This is a genomic window from Ruegeria sp. AM4 (assembly GCF_056540665.1).
The window spans coordinates 270829-287733 of the sequence record NZ_JBQFXD010000005.1; the positions used below are offsets into that span (position 1 = coordinate 270829).

At 56.3% G+C, this 16905-nt stretch carries 19 protein-coding genes; 11 read left to right on the forward strand and 8 right to left on the reverse strand.

The window, feature by feature from the left end; translation table 11 throughout:
* Positions 1-28: 28 nt before the first annotated feature.
* Complete coding sequence (locus tag ACR0JA_RS12660) at positions 29-2314, forward strand: glycosyl hydrolase family 28-related protein (protein WP_480575033.1); 2286 nt, start codon at positions 29-31, stop codon at positions 2312-2314.
* Positions 2315-2358: 44 nt separating this feature from the next.
* Here the strand turns inward: ACR0JA_RS12660 and ACR0JA_RS12665 are convergent, their stop codons facing one another.
* Entirely contained in the window at positions 2359-3045 is a 687-nt protein-coding gene (locus ACR0JA_RS12665) for a hypothetical protein (protein WP_480575036.1), read from the reverse strand.
* A gap of 122 nt (positions 3046-3167) precedes the next feature.
* Here ACR0JA_RS12665 and ACR0JA_RS12670 point away from each other — a divergent pair, with 122 nt between their 5' ends.
* The 4 genes from ACR0JA_RS12670 (at position 3168) to ACR0JA_RS12685 (ending at position 4904) form a co-directional block, all read left to right on the forward strand.
* The gene (locus tag ACR0JA_RS12670; RefSeq protein WP_480575039.1) at positions 3168-3485 is read left to right on the forward strand and encodes an antibiotic biosynthesis monooxygenase family protein; all 318 of its coding nucleotides are present in this window, start codon (positions 3168-3170) and stop codon (positions 3483-3485) included.
* Positions 3486-3559: 74 nt separating this feature from the next.
* Positions 3560-3967, forward strand: coding sequence for a universal stress protein (locus ACR0JA_RS12675; RefSeq protein ID WP_480575042.1), 408 nt, complete (start codon positions 3560-3562; stop codon positions 3965-3967).
* Between the two features lie 144 nt (positions 3968-4111).
* Positions 4112-4501, forward strand: a complete 390-nt coding sequence (locus ACR0JA_RS12680) for an excalibur calcium-binding domain-containing protein (RefSeq protein WP_480575045.1) — start codon at positions 4112-4114, stop codon at positions 4499-4501.
* Between the two features lie 49 nt (positions 4502-4550).
* On the forward strand, positions 4551-4904 hold the full coding sequence (locus tag ACR0JA_RS12685) for an MmcQ/YjbR family DNA-binding protein (RefSeq protein ID WP_480575048.1): 354 nt from the start codon (positions 4551-4553) through the stop codon (positions 4902-4904).
* A gap of 33 nt (positions 4905-4937) precedes the next feature.
* Here the strand turns inward: ACR0JA_RS12685 and ACR0JA_RS12690 are convergent, their stop codons facing one another.
* From ACR0JA_RS12690 to ACR0JA_RS12715, 6 genes are all read right to left on the reverse strand, one after another.
* The gene (locus ACR0JA_RS12690) at positions 4938-5306 is read right to left on the reverse strand and encodes a hypothetical protein (protein WP_480575051.1); all 369 of its coding nucleotides are present in this window, start codon (positions 5304-5306) and stop codon (positions 4938-4940) included.
* A gap of 116 nt (positions 5307-5422) precedes the next feature.
* Entirely contained in the window at positions 5423-5581 is a 159-nt protein-coding gene (locus ACR0JA_RS12695; protein WP_480575053.1) for an ORF6N domain-containing protein, read from the reverse strand.
* A 65-nt stretch (positions 5582-5646) separates the two neighbouring features.
* Positions 5647-6117 carry a hypothetical protein gene (locus tag ACR0JA_RS12700; RefSeq protein WP_480575057.1) on the reverse strand — a complete coding sequence of 157 codons (471 nt, stop codon included), beginning with the start codon at positions 6115-6117 and terminating at the stop codon, positions 5647-5649.
* Complete coding sequence (locus ACR0JA_RS12705; protein WP_480575059.1) at positions 6101-6508, reverse strand: Panacea domain-containing protein; 408 nt, start codon at positions 6506-6508, stop codon at positions 6101-6103. The genes ACR0JA_RS12700 and ACR0JA_RS12705 overlap by 17 nt, the downstream gene beginning before the upstream one ends.
* Positions 6509-6652: 144 nt before the next feature.
* Positions 6653-8839, reverse strand: coding sequence for an excinuclease ABC subunit UvrB (gene uvrB, locus ACR0JA_RS12710; protein ID WP_480575062.1), 2187 nt, complete (start codon positions 8837-8839; stop codon positions 6653-6655).
* Between the two features lie 81 nt (positions 8840-8920).
* The gene (locus ACR0JA_RS12715) at positions 8921-9397 is read right to left on the reverse strand and encodes an SRPBCC family protein (protein WP_480575065.1); all 477 of its coding nucleotides are present in this window, start codon (positions 9395-9397) and stop codon (positions 8921-8923) included.
* Positions 9398-9553: 156 nt separating this feature from the next.
* On the opposite strand from ACR0JA_RS12715, the gene ACR0JA_RS12720 reads away from it, so the two are divergent.
* Both ACR0JA_RS12720 and ACR0JA_RS12725 read left to right on the forward strand, forming a co-directional pair.
* The gene (locus ACR0JA_RS12720) at positions 9554-9865 is read left to right on the forward strand and encodes an ETC complex I subunit (RefSeq protein WP_480575068.1); all 312 of its coding nucleotides are present in this window, start codon (positions 9554-9556) and stop codon (positions 9863-9865) included.
* Positions 9866-10354, forward strand: coding sequence for a GNAT family N-acetyltransferase (locus tag ACR0JA_RS12725; protein WP_480575072.1), 489 nt, complete (start codon positions 9866-9868; stop codon positions 10352-10354).
* Between the two features lie 136 nt (positions 10355-10490).
* Here ACR0JA_RS12725 and ACR0JA_RS12730 read toward each other — a convergent pair whose 3' ends face one another.
* Positions 10491-11495 carry an AraC family transcriptional regulator gene (locus tag ACR0JA_RS12730; RefSeq protein WP_480575075.1) on the reverse strand — a complete coding sequence of 335 codons (1005 nt, stop codon included), beginning with the start codon at positions 11493-11495 and terminating at the stop codon, positions 10491-10493.
* A gap of 141 nt (positions 11496-11636) precedes the next feature.
* Here ACR0JA_RS12730 and ACR0JA_RS12735 point away from each other — a divergent pair, with 141 nt between their 5' ends.
* The 4 genes from ACR0JA_RS12735 to ACR0JA_RS12750 are packed head-to-tail and all read left to right on the forward strand — an operon-like array spanning position 11637 to position 16292.
* Positions 11637-13034, forward strand: coding sequence for an amidohydrolase family protein (locus ACR0JA_RS12735; RefSeq protein WP_480575078.1), 1398 nt, complete (start codon positions 11637-11639; stop codon positions 13032-13034).
* Positions 13035-13060: 26 nt separating this feature from the next.
* Positions 13061-13825 (forward strand): DUF3299 domain-containing protein, encoded by a 765-nt coding sequence (locus ACR0JA_RS12740; RefSeq protein WP_480575081.1) that lies wholly within the window; start codon positions 13061-13063, stop codon positions 13823-13825.
* A complete protein-coding gene (locus tag ACR0JA_RS12745; RefSeq protein WP_480575084.1) occupies positions 13822-15000 on the forward strand; it encodes a carbohydrate porin in 1179 nt (392 codons plus the stop codon). The genes ACR0JA_RS12740 and ACR0JA_RS12745 overlap by 4 nt, the downstream gene beginning before the upstream one ends.
* 50 nt (positions 15001-15050) lie before the next feature.
* The gene (locus ACR0JA_RS12750; RefSeq protein WP_480575087.1) at positions 15051-16292 is read left to right on the forward strand and encodes a membrane dipeptidase; all 1242 of its coding nucleotides are present in this window, start codon (positions 15051-15053) and stop codon (positions 16290-16292) included.
* The last annotated feature ends 613 nt before the right edge of the window (positions 16293-16905 follow it).

A 16905-nucleotide genomic window follows, 5' to 3' on the forward strand; every position in this document is an offset into this window, starting at 1 on the left:
TTGCGGCGCATATGGGAAAGGGATTTCTATGAACAAAGCAATCACCGACGGCATTGTGTTCATGCCACCTGCATTTGCGGACGGATTGAGTGTCTGGTCCAGCGGCGATGGCACATCCGGGTCGCCGACTTATGATGGGTCCGGAACCGGCGCATTTGTGCCCGCTGACGCCGATTTCGCCGGGTGTTTGGAGATCTTCAAAACCGAGGCTACCCAACGTCTGCGCTATATGGGCCAGACCCAATTGTTGCCGGGTTGCTATTTGCAGATCAAAGCGCGTGTCAAAGCAATCAGCGGTCCCTTGCCCGAGGTTCGCATCGCTGGTTGGGCTGGCGGCGCGGGTGACGCGCATGTGACAGGTCTGATCGAGCAGGGTCCGGCGACGCAGCTGGCCGCATATGGCCGGGTCTACGAGGTATCGGCCATTGTTGGCAGTGGCAGTCGGCAGGGTGTGGACATGCCCTGGGGTTCGCAGGCGCTGTACGGACATTTTGGATTGGATATCAACGGTACCAACGGTGCGCTTGTTCGCATCGACGATATCGAGATCACGGATGTGTCCGGCGTGTTTCTGCGGGACGTGCTCGGCTTGGTTGACGTGCGTGACTTTGGCGCCGTCGGGGACGGGGTGACCGACGACTCGGCTGCTTTTGAAGCGGCGGATCAGGCGGCAAACGGACGGCGGATCTATGTGCCGCAGGGGACCTATCTGCTTGAACAGCACACCAGCCTGTCCTCGGATGTCGATTTTGATGGCACCGTGACAATGCCCGCAGACCGAATGCTGTTGCTGACCAAGAGTTTCGATTTGCCGACCTATATATCGGCCTTTGGCGACGAGGAACTGGCGTTCAAAAAGGCGTTTCAGGCTTTGCTGAACAACGCCGATCATGACTCGCTGGATCTGGGTGGGCGCAAGATAGCCGTGACCGCGCCGATTGACATGCAGGCGGCGGTTCCGAACCGGGACAGCTATGCCACAAGGCGGGTCATTCGGAACGGGCAATTCGATGTCAAAAGCAGCGCGAACTGGGAGACCGCGACCTATACGTCGGTTGCGACATACAGCCCGTCGAACTCTACCCGATTATCTAACGTGGCCAATGTCGCGAATATCCCGGTTGGTGCCCTAGTCACCGGCAGCGGCGTCGGGCGCGAGATATATGTGCAGTCCAAAAATGTCGGCGCGGGCGAAATCACGTTGAACGCGCCCATCTACAACGCTGCGGGCACGCAGACATTCACTTTTACTGACTTCAAATACCTGCTGGATTTCAGCGGGTTCAGCTCACTACAGAAGTTCGGCATGGAAGGGATCGAGTTCCAGTGCAACGGCCGATGCAGCGCCATTCGCCTGGCGCCAAGCGGCAACACGTTTTCGCTGAAGGACTGCTTTGTCAGCCGCCCAAAAGATCGTGGCATCACCTCGATTGGCGCCGGTTGTCAGGGCATGCTGATCGACGAATGCCAATTCCTGTCCAGCGAAGAGGGGCTGGAGGTCGCGGATCGCAGCTCGATTGCCGTGAATTCCAACGCGAACGACGTCAAGTTGCGACACAATCGCGCGAACCGGTTCCACCACTTTGCCGTTCTGGGTGGTGACAATAATCTGGTCCTGGGGAACCACTTTTTTCAGGGCGACAACGGAACGAGTGGCGTGCGAAACGCCGGGCTGGTTCTGATCGGGGGCTACAATAGTTCCTCGATCGCAGAGAACTATGTGGACAATTGCTTTATCCAGTGGACAAACGAGCGGGATGCATCGCCTGGCTACAGCTCGGGCTATTCGTTCAGTGCGCTCAGCATCACCGATAACATCTTTTACGCCAGTGGTGTTGCGTCGTGGTTCAGCTATATCTCGATCCGCCCATATGGCACCGGGCATTTCCTGAACGGATTGACCGTGACCGGAAACAAGTTCCGCGTGAACGCAGGTAATATTTCCCGTGTCGATCGGGTGGATACCACTTTTGCCTCTTTGAACCCGGATCGGTACTCGAGGTTGAACTTTGCGAGCAATACGTTTCACGGGATTACCACGGCTTGTGAAAACCCGCTTCGGATCAAGCACAAGCGTAGTTCAAGATCATCTTCGTGGTCTATTGGCACCAGCGGTCGGCTGCCTTTTGGGGGGCGCACACGAGGCTGCGATTCGGTGGTCGCGATCGCGCCTCTGCGGAACTCGCTGAACTCGACCAGATACACCGCGCCTTATGTCGAGCTGAAAGAGGGATCGAACCAGAACGCGATCCGGCTGCGTTGGACAGAATCGCTGAGCGGTGAGGTTTCGGTCATCTTGCGCGCCGATAGCTGAAAACAGATCGTACAGGCTGCTCTGATCGCAGGGCAGCCTTTCCCTCAATAGGTCAGCCACAGAGCAAATTTGAACCCTGTTTTGTCGCGAAAGGAATTGCGCTCGGCCCCGAAAATCCATGCAGTTTTGCCATTCTTTGGACGATACATTATCGAGGGCCGCGCGCTCCAATAAAATGGTTGGTCCGGCGTATAGGTGGTTTCGATCTGAAGCAGCGGATCAAACCGTCGCCCCGATGACAGACCTGCGGTCAGATCCAACTTGCGAAACAGCGCATCATGCGTGCGGTATTCCAACGCCGTATCAACAGCAATCCAGCCATTGCCGAGCCGTGTCTGAATACTTTTGCCATAAGACAACGTGGCCTTGTACATGGCCCAGGTATCAAGTTGGCGGTGATGCGCGCCAACGCCGAATTCGGCTGCCAGCCGACCGGCGCGACCGAAATCGGCCACAGGCACTCGCGCAAAGACAAGGGCGTGGCCATAGAGGTCCTGATGTTCTTCGGCATCCAGCCCCAGCGTAAGCTTGTGGCCCGCGCCCCATTCCACATAGAGCGACGTCTTGTATTTGGTTTCGTTTTTGTCTTCCTTGAACACGGTTACCGCTGTGGCCGCAAACGCCGCGCCCTTTTCGCGCAACCAGGCCCCGGCCAGAACCGGCCCGCAGGAGGTCAGAAACAGCAGAATTGCGCATAAGACACGTACCATGTCGGCAGCATCGTCAGACATGGTTAATGGATCGTTAGTAATCGATTCATTTTTTGGAAAGAAACATTTAGGCCTTGAGCAGAGGAAACAGGTTGCGATTTTCCAAGCTGTGTTAGGCTGGTCTCAGCCAAAGGAGAAGCCATATGCCACAGATATCAAAAACCGACGCCTCTCAGACTGTGATCACGACATTCGAGATGACCCCCGGCACCTGCCAGGATCTGCTCGAGGCATTGACAGATGCCTATGCCGAATTCATCTCGAAACAGCCGGGTTTCATTGCTGCGGGCCTGCACGTCAATGACGCCCAGACCAGAATTGCCAACTACTCGCAATGGGCACGGCGCGAAGATTTTCTGGCCATGCTCCGGACACCGGAAATGCGCGAACGCAACCGGCGTATCAATGAACTGTGCAAAAGCTTTGAGCCCGTGATGTATGACGTGGCCGAGATATTCTGATCGGCCCTATGTGAATCAAGGACTCTCCGGCGACCCCGAGCCACTCTGGGGGCGCTGAGACGGAGGTAATTGCGATGTATCACAACATACTTGTTCCGATTTCCTTTGACGCCGAGCGCGACACTTCGGGCCCGCTGAAACTTGCGCAAATTCTGTCCACACCGGACGCGCAAGTGACCTTGTTGCATGTGGTGGAACACATTCCGGATTACGCGATTTCCTACATGCCGACCGAGTATATGTCCGAGGCGCGAAAGGCCATTCAGGCCGAGCTGGATGGGTTGGCCAGCAAGGTCCCCAATGCCAAGGGTGTTCTGGTTGAAGGCCATTCCGGCCGGACCATTCTGGACTGGGCTGAGGTTAACAAACCCGATCTGATCATCATGGCATCGCACCGGCCTGGTATGCAGGATTTGCTGCTGGGGTCCACGGCAACCCATGTGGTGCGCCACGCGAATTGCGCGGTGCATGTGGTGCGTTGATCCGATACGATCCAAGCCGTGCGTCAGTACCAAAATTGGCACAGGGGGTGAATTCCTTGTCCCGGTCACCGGCGGGTCACGGGATTGCCACATCTGGCCTTTATGCACCGCCCTATGACGACAGACGATTCTCAGGACCAGGTGATGTCTCGCCGCTCGATCCGGCGTCAGCGCCGCGCGGATGAACAGCGCCGACGGACGCTGTCGCCTGTTCGTATTCTGGTGATGGTGCTGGCCTTGCCGCTGACGACAGCGATCATTGCGGTTGGCACCTACTTCCGCGCGACCGAGCGCGACCGGTCCGAAGCGGTGCTGCACCTCGTGGCGCTGGCGGGCTGCGACGTGACCCAGGCGATGGGATTCGGTGCATTCCGCGAGGGCGAGGCGGGATATCACAAGCGCAACGACCCGGACGGAAACGGCATCGCCTGTGACCGCGCTGCACCAGCGTCGGCGCCAACCCAATCGATCTTGCCGGGGAATGAAGCCCCAAAACAACGCATGGTCGGTAACGCCAAATTCGTACGCCCCTGAGACGATCCTTGTCCTTGCCTCTCGCAAGCCCGAAGGTCAGGATCGGGCCATGACCCGAGACGAGTTCAACACCTTCTGCGCAGGCCTCAATGCCACCACACATGTGGTGCAATGGGGCAATGCGGATGTGTGGAAAGTGGGCGGCAAAGTGTTTGCGATCTGTGGCTGGAATGACGGCAAGGACGCCTTCACCTTCAAGGCTACCGATCTGGCGTTTGAGGTGCTGAGCGGCGAACCCGGTATCCGCCCTGCGCCCTTTCTGGCCTCGCGCGGGATGAAATGGCTGCAGGTCTACGAGCCGCGCGGGATGAGCGACGCCTCCCTGCGCGAGCATATTGTGACGTCGTATGATCTGGTGGTGGCGAAGCTGACCAAGAAGATGCGGGCAGAGTTGGGAGTGTAGGCGGGGCGATAACCTATCCCGTCCTCTGACCGATCAGGACAGCTGAGCCCCGGCGCAATCGCGAAAGATGCGGACCTGAGGCGCTGCGCCATCCAATGGAAACTCGGTCAACCGGTCCTGCGTAAAGGCATAGGCGGTCTGATTGTATTCCAACCCATTCAGAACATTACCGAACCCGGTATCCGTGACAGTCAGGGCCAAGGTATTCTCAGACAAAACATGGCGCGGTGTGGCGATTTCGATGGGGTTCGGGCCATCGAAGCGCATGGCGAACCAGGGGGCTTGAGTCCAGCCGTCGGTCTTTCGGGTGATGGTCAGCGTATAAAGCGGCTGCGCTGGGTCGTAGGTCAGGAAAATCTCGGCCTGTTCGGTGTCGTGTGAGAGGGTGCAGATCTGGCCCACTGTGGCCTCCCACGCGGTGGCTGGGGTGGCGAGGAGCAGAGAGAACAGGATTAGGCGCATGAGCGGTTACTTAGCTGCCGATGGGCCTCGGGCAAGGGTGATGATCGGCTTCACCGTTAAGGGCGGGCGCTGCGTGGGATAACCTGATTGAAGGCGCTGACGGATTTTCCCGAGAGGCGGGCCAGATCCTCGGCCAGCACCACGCGGGTGCCGCGCACCCGGTGAATGGCGTTTTGGGCTTCGTGCGTGCTGGGCAGGTTATTGGGGTTCGTCATTGCAACCGTTTGGAATCACAATTTTTGATTTCAAACGTGGAGGATTGCGCGCTGGGCCGTGAGTTTTAAGCGTGAACGATCTTTCTCGGTTTACAACTTACGTGCGCCGACAAAATCCCGGTAAGTACCATACCAACTAAGCCGATAACTGTTACTGCTGTGCTGCCTACAAGGAATTCCATCACTCCCGCTTCGAGATCAAAGCCGCACCAGCCAAATGCATCGAACGTGACAAAAACACCGACGACTAAGCTATATACGCACATAAAAATGAACGCCTTGGAAGCGTATGGTTTGATCAGTTCATTCAGTATATCAGCCGTATCATTCTTAGCTTGTAGATCACCTACTTCTTTGCGGAGCTTGTTGTTTAGCTCGCGCAATTCGTCACGTTCGTTGGCGACTACACCAAGTCGTTCTGACAATGTTTCAAGCTGCTCATCCTTCGCATCTCTGCCGTCCTGTTTGGGAAGAGTGCTTGGAGCCCGATCTAGGTCGTCTAGCGTTACAGCATTGTCGTCAGTTGGTGTACTCACGGCCCGCCATTGCCAAATTTACGTAGTGTTGGCGGATTTCGCTTTGGTCAAGTTCCGCATTTCTACCTTGGTTCAAATAGGCATTGAACCAAGGCGTTCCAGGCTCATGAGTCATATCCGATAGTTGCGCCGCAGAGTATGACCCATATTTTTTCCAGACATGATCGATTATAGCTGTTTCACTGGCTGTCAAATCGGCCTTCCAAGGCGTGTTCGAGAAAGGATTTGGAATCTCGCAATTTGCACCTTGGTACCCGTAGTCCTTAACCGCTCTCCAAAGGGAAGTGTAAACCGGGCCATTGTCCCAAGCTTGTGGCATTTCTGCAATTAGTGGTTCTCCATTAATTGCCAGATTCCAGCCGTTTGCGATGTATGCGAGTTTCTGTAGCAACATCTGTCTTGGCCACATCGGGCTAGCCCGGCGGATCAAAACTCGTTAGCTATCGCTGTGGCAGCTTGATTTGGCATTTTTCTCCTCAATCATAGGAGTAATATATATGGTAGTGTTAACAAAATATCTACAGAGTAATCTGTTTCACCGCTTCCGCCGCTTCACATTCCCGCCTCTCTGCCCCGACCTTCCAGCTGTTGACCGCCCGCGCGATTTCACTGCGTCTTCCGAGGCCTTCTCGACTGCCCATTGGCGCGCCATGGGGTCGTCGGCGACGGCCAGATCGACCGCTTCCAGACGTTTGATCTCATCCCGGATGTTGGCTGCCTCTTCGAATTCCAGGTTCTCAGCGGCTTTGCGCATCTGGTCGCGCAGGCCGTCCAGATGGGCCTCGAGGTTCGCACCGTGCATCGGTTTGTCGATGGTGGCGGTGACGCGGTTCATGTCGACGTCGCCCTCATAAAGCCCGGCCAGAACGTCCTCGACATTCTTCTTCACGGTCTCAGGCGTGATGCCGTGTTCCTCGTTGTAAGCGAGCTGTTTGGCGCGTCGGCGGTTGGTTTCGCCCAAGGCGCGCTCCATTGAGCCGGTGATCTTGTCGGCATACATAATCACCCGACCATCAGCGTTTCGCGCGGCGCGGCCGATGGTCTGGATCAGGGAGGTTTCCGAGCGTAGGAAACCTTCTTTATCCGCGTCCAGAATGGCGACCAGCCCACATTCCGGAATGTCGAGCCCTTCACGCAGAAGGTTGATGCCGACCAGCACGTCGAACGCCCCCAGCCGCAGGTCGCGCAGGATTTCGATGCGTTCCAGCGTGTCGATGTCCGAATGCATGTAGCGCACCTTGATGCCCTGTTCGTGCAGGTATTCGGTCAGGTCCTCGGCCATGCGTTTGGTCAGCGTCGTGACCAGCGTGCGGAAGCCGTTGGCGGCCACTTTGCGCACCTCGTCCAGCAGGTCGTCGACCTGCATGGATACCGGGCGGATTTCAACCTCGGGGTCCAAAAGCCCGGTGGGGCGGATCACCTGTTCGGTGAAGACGCCGCCGGTCTGTTCGATCTCCCACTTGGCAGGCGTTGCCGAGACAAAGACGGATTGCGGGCGCATGGCGTCCCATTCCTCGAACTTGAGGGGACGGTTATCCATGCAGGACGGCAAGCGGAACCCATGTTCGGCCAGCGTGAACTTGCGCCGATAGTCGCCCCGGTACATGCCGCCGATCTGTGGCACGCTGACGTGGGATTCGTCGGCGAAAACGATAGCGTTGTCGGGGATGAATTCGAACAGGGTGGGGGGGGGCTCACCCGGCGCGCGGCCTGTCAGATAGCGCGAGTAGTTCTCGATCCCATTGCAGACGCCAGTGGCCTCAAGCATTTCCAGATCAAAGTTGGTGCGCTGCTCCAGCCGCTGGGCTTCCAGCAGTTTACCCTCACCGACCAGTTGGTCCAGTCGGATGCGTAGCTCCTTTTTGATGCCGATGATCGCCTGTTGCATCGTCGGCTTCGGCGTCACGTAGTGGGAATTGGCGTAGACCCGCACCTGCTCCATCGTGGCGGCACGTTCGCCGGTCAGGGGATCGAACTCGGCGATGGTTTCCAGTTCTTCGCCGAAGAACGAAAATTTCCAGGCCCGGTCCTCAAGGTGGGCGGGCCAGATTTCCAGACTGTCGCCCCGCACACGGAAGGATCCGCGCTGAAACGCCTGATCATTGCGGCGGTATTGCTGGGCCACCAGATCGGCCATCACCTGCCGCTGATCGTATTCGTGGCCGACCTTCAGGTCTTGCGTCATCGCCCCATAGGTCTCAACCGAACCGATGCCGTAGATGCAGGATACCGAGGCGACGATGATCACATCGTCCCGCTCCAACAGCGCGCGGGTGGCCGAGTGGCGCATCCGGTCGATCTGTTCGTTGATCTGGGATTCTTTCTCGATATAGGTGTCCGAGCGGGGCACATAGGCCTCGGGCTGGTAGTAGTCGTAATACGAGACAAAATATTCTACCGAGTTTTCAGGGAAGAAGCCCTTGAATTCCCCATAAAGCTGCGCCGCCAGTGTCTTGTTGGGGGCGAGAATGATCGCCGGACGCTGCGTTTCCTCAATCACCTTCGCCATGGTGAAGGTCTTGCCGGTGCCAGTGGCGCCCAGCAGAACCTGATCGCGTTCACCGTCGAAAACACCACCCGCCAATTCCTTGATCGCCGTCGGCTGGTCGCCTGCTGGGGCAAATTCGGTGTGCATGGCGAACTGCTTGCCACCCTCCAGCTTTAGGCGGGCGCGCACGTCTTCGGCGGTCAGCTGGGTCTTGTCGGAATGGGCATAGGGCATAGGCAGGCTCCGGATCAGACCCCTACATTTGTTCTTATTTTGTCCAACTGCAAGGGTTGATCAGGCATGGAAACCTCGGATTCAGTAATAGGCGGGTTGCGCAACTGAAATGTTAGCCGAAACCACCTTGTCAGCCAGTGCCTTCAGGTTGCCGTCGAGTACCTTGGACATCATCATTTTAAGCAGAGTCTGTCCCATCAGCCAGCCCAAGGGCCCGTACTTCATGCTGAAATCCATGCTCCAAATGACGCGGCTGCGCGTATCAGACAAAGGCGCGATGTCGATCGCGGCTTGGGCTTCTTGCAATGGCATCGCCATCTGCGACAAGCGAACGGAATAGCCCCGATTGACCTGCCATTCGGTGACTTCCTCGACCAAGGATGTGCCGTTTGCGAAATGGCACCGGCGTTTGGAGCCGACCCCATTTGCCCCCGTTGTCAATGCATCAACGGATGTCACCTGTGGGGCGAAATCGTCGATACGCATAAAGCGGCTCAGTATGGCCCATATATCCTCGGGCCGGGCGTCGATATCCAGGTGGCGTTCATGGTGAATCATCTTGCTGTTCCTTTCATCTTTTGCCGCCTGAGTAACCCGGACTAATGTCAGTTTCTGTCATCAGGCTTCGGATAATGCCCGCGACAATTGTCATCTTGTCCCATCGCGCGCTGTGTCGCATAAACGGTCTCAGCCAAGCGAATACGGAGAGGCCACATGCGCGCACGGATTTACCAGCCTGCACGAAATGCGATGACGTCGGGGATGGCCAAGACCCGCAAGTGGGTTCTGGAATATGCCCCCGCATCCGCACGCGAGGTTGATCCGCTGATGGGCTGGACCTCGTCCAAGGACACGCAAACCCAGGTGCGCCTGAAGTTCGATACCAAGGAAGAGGCGCTTGACTACGCCAAGGACAATGGCATCGACGCGCAGGTGAGCGAGCCGCATAAACGCAAGCCCAATCTGCGCGCGCGTGGCTATGGTGAAAATTTTGCCACGGACCGCCGCAGCCCCTGGACTCACTGAGTGGTTGAGATCCGGCAGGCTGACCCGACCTCGGACGCGCTGCGCCCCGTGGTCGAAGCGCATTTTGCACATAGTCAGACAGCGGGTCCGGCGGACAGCAACCATACGATGGATGCCCAGTCCCTTGCCGCGCCCGAAATTCGGTTTTGGGCCATTTTCGAAGCCGGGCAAGCGTTGGGTTGCGGTGCCTTGAAACCTCTTCCCGATGGCAGTGCCGAGGTCAAATCCGTTCATATTCTGCCGCAGGCACGCGGGCGGGGACTGGCCAAGGCGATGATGCAATATCTGGCGGAACAGGCCCGCGCTGACGGGTTTGAGGCGTTGGTTCTGGAAACCGGCGCCGCGCACCTGACCGAATATGACGCGGCGCGCAAGCTCTATGAGGCACTCGGGTATTCCTATTGCGGTCCGATCTACGGCTATGGCGATGACCCCCACAGCGCCTTCATGCGCTTGTCGCTGAAAAATGAAACTTGCGGGCAAAGGTGACGCTAAGTCCTGGTAGGACGGCCCCACGGGTGCAAATTCACATCTACCAGCCTTCCGTTAGCTTCAGGCATCGGTCATCGCTCTTTGGGCGAGCACCAGAAAAAAGCAGACAGCCTCTCCAAAAAAAACACCGTCGTTACGATCCGACCCGATATGCAGTTGGTGTCATGCCGACCTGCCCTCGAAAAAAGCGCGTGAAGTGGGATTTGTCTGAATAGCCAAGCATCAGACCGATCTCTGCGATTGTCATTTTGTTTTCTTTGAGATGCGCTTTGGCGACATCGACGCGCAGCCGCTTTACCTCGCGGTTTAACGTGGTTCGTTGTTGCTTGAGCGCTTTCAGCAACCGCACGGGCTGTATGCCCAGTAATCCTGCGACGACCTTCGGCCCCAAATCTGTTTCATCCAGCTTGTCGCGCAGGACAGATCGCAAAGCTGCCACCACGGTTACCTCCTCGTCTCGCTGAACCGCGGCCAGGGTTGCGGCGACCTCCTCTGAGGCATGGTGCAAAAACAACCATTCCGCAGGGAAACTTATCTGCATCCCGGCGTCGGGTCCAAGCCCTACGTCGATCCCTTTGTAGTCCAGCGGCAGGCCATTGATGTACCTGCTCTCCCACCGCACGCGAGACGGATCCCAGGACTTTCCGACAACGGTCTGCAACAGACGCACATAGATCGCGGCCCCGAACCCAGTGACCTGAATGGGCGGAACGGTTGGTTCCTGTTGCCGCTCAATCCGATAGGTTGCCTTGTCAGCGTCGACAACAAGGCTGTGCCGTACGGAATTTGTTTCCTGCGGTACAAGGCCAACGAAACGGGCAAAAAACTCGAACAGCGTTTTTGTCGATTGCAGCGCCTGCGCGAACGGAGGCCATCCTTGCAGGTCAAACGTCTCTCCGACATTCAGTCCAAGGTACCGATCGCCTGACAAATCAGCGAAGGCATTCAGCAAACCATATACCAATTCGGAATGGACGTAGACAGATGCGTCAGACAGCAGTTCAGCCTTCAGGCCGACCTGATCGAAGGCCGGTTGCGGGTCGATTTTGCGGTCGATGAGATATTGCAGGAACGGAGCAGCCAAAGCGAGGCGAATGAAGCCTTCGCTATGTTCTTGAGAGGTCGAGTTGAAAGGCAAGCGCGTCACCTTTGAATTGGTTAACAGTTTGTATAGTGGCCACTTTTGCAATCACATTCGAACATTCTAAAGCAAAAGAGGCAACCGAACCAAGAATTTCCGAACTACACTTAGATAAATTTGAATGTGACGGAGGTGCCTATGTCCGCCCTACGAATGCCCCTTTGCGCGGCAGCAGTATTTGCAGCAAGTCTTTCATTTTCCGCATCAGCGCAGGCTCAGGAGCAAGAAGCGCCACAAACGCTGTTTACCAACGTGCATGTCTTCGACGGCGTGAATGAACAACGCATCGAGAATGCCAGCGTTTTGGTTGAGGGCAACCTGATCAAGACCGTATCGACCGATGCGATCGATGCCCCCCAAGCCACAATCATTGACGGTGAAGGCCGGACACTGACACCCGGATTCATCGAATTGCACGCGCACCTCATGCTGATGGGGCCAACGCTGCCGGCGATGGAGGCAAACACGACCTGGGAAGATTTTGCCATACATGGCGCTCGGATGGCCGAGATGTATCTGATGCAGGGCTTTACCACTGTCAGGGATGCAGGCGGCGCCAATGGCGGGCTGCGTCGGGCAATTGACTCGGGGCAGATCGATGGCCCGCGCTACTACCCCTCCGGCGCCTTTATCGGGACGCGCGGCGGTCATGCCGACTTTGCGAATTTCACCGCGCCGCCGGGTTCAGAGACCAATATGAGCCGTCTTAACCTGGCGCAGGAGGTTAGCGGTGTCGACGACGTCTACAAATTTGCGCGCAACAATTTCCGCATGGGTGCAACACAGTTGAAATTCATGCAATCCGGAGGTGTCGTTTCAGCCTTTGACCCGTGGCAGTTGCTGGCTGGATCGCCCGAAGAAATCCGAGCCGCAGTACAGGTTGCGAATGAATATGGCAGCTATGTCATGGCGCATTCCTATCGTAAGGAAGCGATCCTCAACGCGCTCGACGCTGGCGTGATGTCGATTGAACATGGCTTCTCGTTTGATTGTGATATCGCCCAGGTCATGAATGACAAAGGGGCTTACATTACCACGAACCTGACAGCCTTCGATCCCGGCTTGCTCGATATTCCGGCGGTGGCGAGCGTCCCGTCGAGCCTTGCCAAAGCAAAGTCGGCTTCGGCCACCTTTGCAGGCTACATCGACAATATGAAGGAATGCCCGGTAAAGCGGGGATTCCAGACCGACTGCGTTGGTTCGGTTGAGGCGTGCAACATTCAGATCGCCTACGAGAAGCACCTGAACAATGAATTTTTCGGCCCATATACGTCTATGGTGACATTGACGTCGACAGGTGGCGAGGTGGTCGCCCTGTCGGGTGACTTCATGAACCCCTATACCGGCGGCAAGCTAGGTGTGATCGAAGAAGGTGCCTATGCGGATATTCTGCTGATCGACGGCAACCCGCTTGAGGATTTCTCGGTCGTTGGCACGGGTGATCAGTGGTTTGGTGCGGACCCGAGGCCGGACAGCCCGGAAACGATCCGTCTGATTATGAAAGACGGTGTGATATACAAGAACACGTTGGATTGATTAACAAAGGTAACCAGAAAACGTTCATGCGACATTGGATCCGTTGTGCATTGGTATCTGGGTTGATCTGGTACGGTCATTCCGCCGTGGCAGCGCCCGGTGTCGCGCTGGATTGGTCTGACCTTCCGGACCCGTCTGTGCAGGACTTTGACGACCCCTATCGCGATCTCAGCCCCGAACAATTCGACGATGTGCTGTTTGTTGTACGATTGCGTGGCAGGCTAGAGCAGGAGGCCGACAGCGATGAAGAAAGGAAGAAATGGCAAAATCTTCTGACCGAGACCGAGGAGGCCTTGGCGGCAGATGATATCGACATCGATTGGTTGCTTGATCAACGAGAGGTCGTGACGGATCGTCGAAGAAAGGCAGGAACGGAAGGCAATCCAGACTTTGATGGTCGGACGATTACCCTGGCGGGTTTTGCCATTCCCGCCCCAAACGATCCTGACGGACGATCCGTGGTGTATCTGGTGCCCGAACGCGGGATGTGCAGCCACTTGCCTCCTCCTTCGCCGAACCAGATGATCCGCGTGCGGTTAAATGACGATTGGGCCCCCAGCTATTTCCACGAACCCGTTCGGCTGACGGGAACGCTAACAATTGATCCTACGGTTCAGCATATGATGGTCGTGGACGGCCCCATGGCCATGAATGCGACCTTCCAGTTGGAGACGGAAAGCGTCGAAACGCTCGAAACCGAGGCAGACCGCCTTGAATGGAAACGGCGTACGGCTGATCGCATCCGCGCGGCAGGTAACCGCAAGACCGGCGGCGCAAAGGCGTCTGAATGATAAGATTTCTGGTTGCAGCATTGAGCATTGCAACTGCGGGCACTGCGTCGGCGCAGGGGCTTTCCGGGCCCTCGTCTGTTGAAGCCGACCTTGAAGCCGGAGATGGACTGACCGATCCGCAATACCGCACGGATTTTCCGCGTAGCATCGCACCGGGTTGGTTCCAATGGAAAGACCGGCTGGCGGAAGATGGGTTTCGCTTTAACCTCGACTATCTGGCGCTGGGCCAGACCACGGACGCGGATTTGGGTGCGGGCGAAGCCGCAAGCGGTATTGCTCGGATTTATGGAAGCTGGCAGGCGACCGAATCTGGTTCTCTGACGTTCAAGATCGAAGACCGGCACAGCTATACCGATGTTGCCCCGCAGTTTCTTGGGTTGGATGGCGGTGCCCTGTCGATCACCGGGACAGCCTTCAATGACAGTGGCCTGCTGCTGACAAACCTGTTCTGGACCCAAAGAGCTGTCGATGGCTCTTGGACGCTGCAATTCGGTCAGATCGACGTGACGGATTTCGTGGACATCTATGGGCTGGTCAGCCCATACAGCGGGTTCCAGAATCTGTCCTTCAACACCAACCCGACGATCAACGCGCCCAACCAGGGCCTGGGCATTGCGGGCGGGATAAAGCTGAGTGAACACTTTTATGCCGTTGCGAGCGTCGCGGACGCGAATGCCGATCCGTCGGACCCAAATTTCGACGTGTTCAGCGACGGCAATCTCTTCAAATCACTGGAACTAGGCTATACTTCCGGCTTCGATCGCATCTATTTCGACAATATCCATCTGACCTTTTGGCATGCGGATGCCGCCGATGATGGCAGCCGCGCGGAAGACTACGGTGCTGCGTTTTCGGCGGCCTGGTTTGTCGACAACAAATGGATGCCGTTCTTCAGGGCAGGGGCGTCAAAGGGGACAGCAGCACTCTATGATCGATCTGTGTCGGCTGGATTGGGTTACTACGGTCGCAATACCGATCTGGCAGGTCTGGGCCTGAACTGGGCCGAGGCGAGAGGTATAGACGGCGATCAATTCACACTGGAAGCGTTCTACCGCTTTTCAGTCTCACCGGGGCTCCAGATCACGCCATCGGTGCAATTCATTTCCGACCCGCTTTTGAACCCTGATCAGGACAGCATTACACTGTTCGGCCTAAGAACCCGGATCGTTTTTTGATGCGGCTTGAGTGCAGCAACTGACATGAAACCAATTTGGGAGGTTCCGGGATGAAAACGCTATTGGCAGCAAGCGCCATCGCAATCGTATACGGTGCCGCGCTGCACGCGAGCGAGGAAAGCAAATCATGGGATGCGACAGATGAGGCGAAGCAATTTGTGAAGGACACAATTGTCCTTGGCATGTTGGCCAGTCCCTACCGCACCGGATGGACTGAAGATGAACAGTTGCACACTTACTTCGCGCGCGCCCGGGACAACGGTATCACGGGGCATGAGATGACGCTGGCCGCAGCGGATATGTCTTTTGAGGCCTTTCTTGATCAGCATTATCACTTTCGGTCTGCTATGGCGCAGCAGCCGGAGAACTACCTGATCGTGAATGAAACCCGCGATATCGAGGCCGCTCATTTGCAAGGTAAAACGGCGGTCATTTGGAACAGCCAAACGGCGACGATCCTGGATGGCGACCTCAAGAAGATGTCAGTGCTCAAAGATATGGGGATCAAGAGCATGATCCTGGCCTACAATGACATTTTCCGCACCGGTTCAGGCCAACTCGCGGCTTATAATGGACGCGACATCGGTCTGACACCTTGGGGAAAGTCGGTCATCGATGAGATGGTGCGTTTCGGTATCCTGCTGGACCTGAGTCACACGGGTTCCAAAACGGCCAACGACGCGATGGACTACATGGACGAAAACTATCCCGGCGTGCCCTATGTCTATACGCATTCTGTACCCGCTGGTCTTTACGCGAACGGGCCCAATGCCACGCCAAAAGGCTGTTATCGTGCCATTCCTGACGACGAGGCGCTGCGTGCGGCCAAGTCGGGCGGATACATTTCTCCGACTTTCACCGAATGGATGATGGACGGCGTTTGGCCCGAAGATATCTCGCCCGAGCAGGCCGCCGACATGATCGACTATTATGTACAACTGGTGGGTGTCGACCATGTTGGGATCGCAACGGATGACATGTTCTCACTTGAACTCGTCGTGCAGTGGGCGACTGATAACGCGAGTATGTACGACGATGGCGGCTACATGATCGACGCGTTCAACAAAGGCGCCACCGGCAATGGCGAACTTGCCAAAATCCTGGCTGCGATTACCGATGATCTTTGGGCGCGCGGTTATTCGAACGAAGACCTTGAAAAGATCTATGGCGGCAACAAGATGCGCGTTTACGCCCAAGTCTGGGAAGGCAAACCACCCGAACAATTTCTAAGAGAATACCCCGAGCGTTTGCGCCTAAGGCAAGAGCTTCGCGATGGGTTCTATTCGCGCTGAATGTTTGGAACTTGCCCCCATCGCCCTGTTGAACTTTGCAGTTCGCGAACGAGTTCTGTCAATGAAAGCGGACGGAAAGCTCTAGCAGCATTGTGGGGAAGGATGGTGGGTGATGAATGACTGATAAACCCTAGAATAAACAAAATACCTTTAGAACAAATAGATGATAAGATAATACTTGCCATGCAGGTTCAGATTTACCCAATGTTTGGCGGAATGATACAATACCTTGGGCAAGTCACATGGCAAAGAACCGTAAGAAAAGCGGCCTACCTGACAGAGCCCGCAAAGGGCATCCACAAGTATCATCGAAGGGTTCGGAAACAGGCGCAAGAATTGCTTGGTCGTACGATGTGGGACACACGCGACTCCGCGCATTCTTCATCGTACTGTGCAGTCAGGAATGTTTCATTCAAAACGTAAGAAATTCGGATGCATCGGTCTTAGGGCTGTGGAGCGCAAAACACGAACACGCTTTGCGGTAGATGGGAGAATCCCCTTTGCAACCAAAGGCAATTTCGAGGACATCACCGATACACGAGGGGAGGAGAGCCGGCGTTTGCGGTCAACGCTCGCGGCTAGTTACTTATATTCACAAAATCCCTCTGATTTC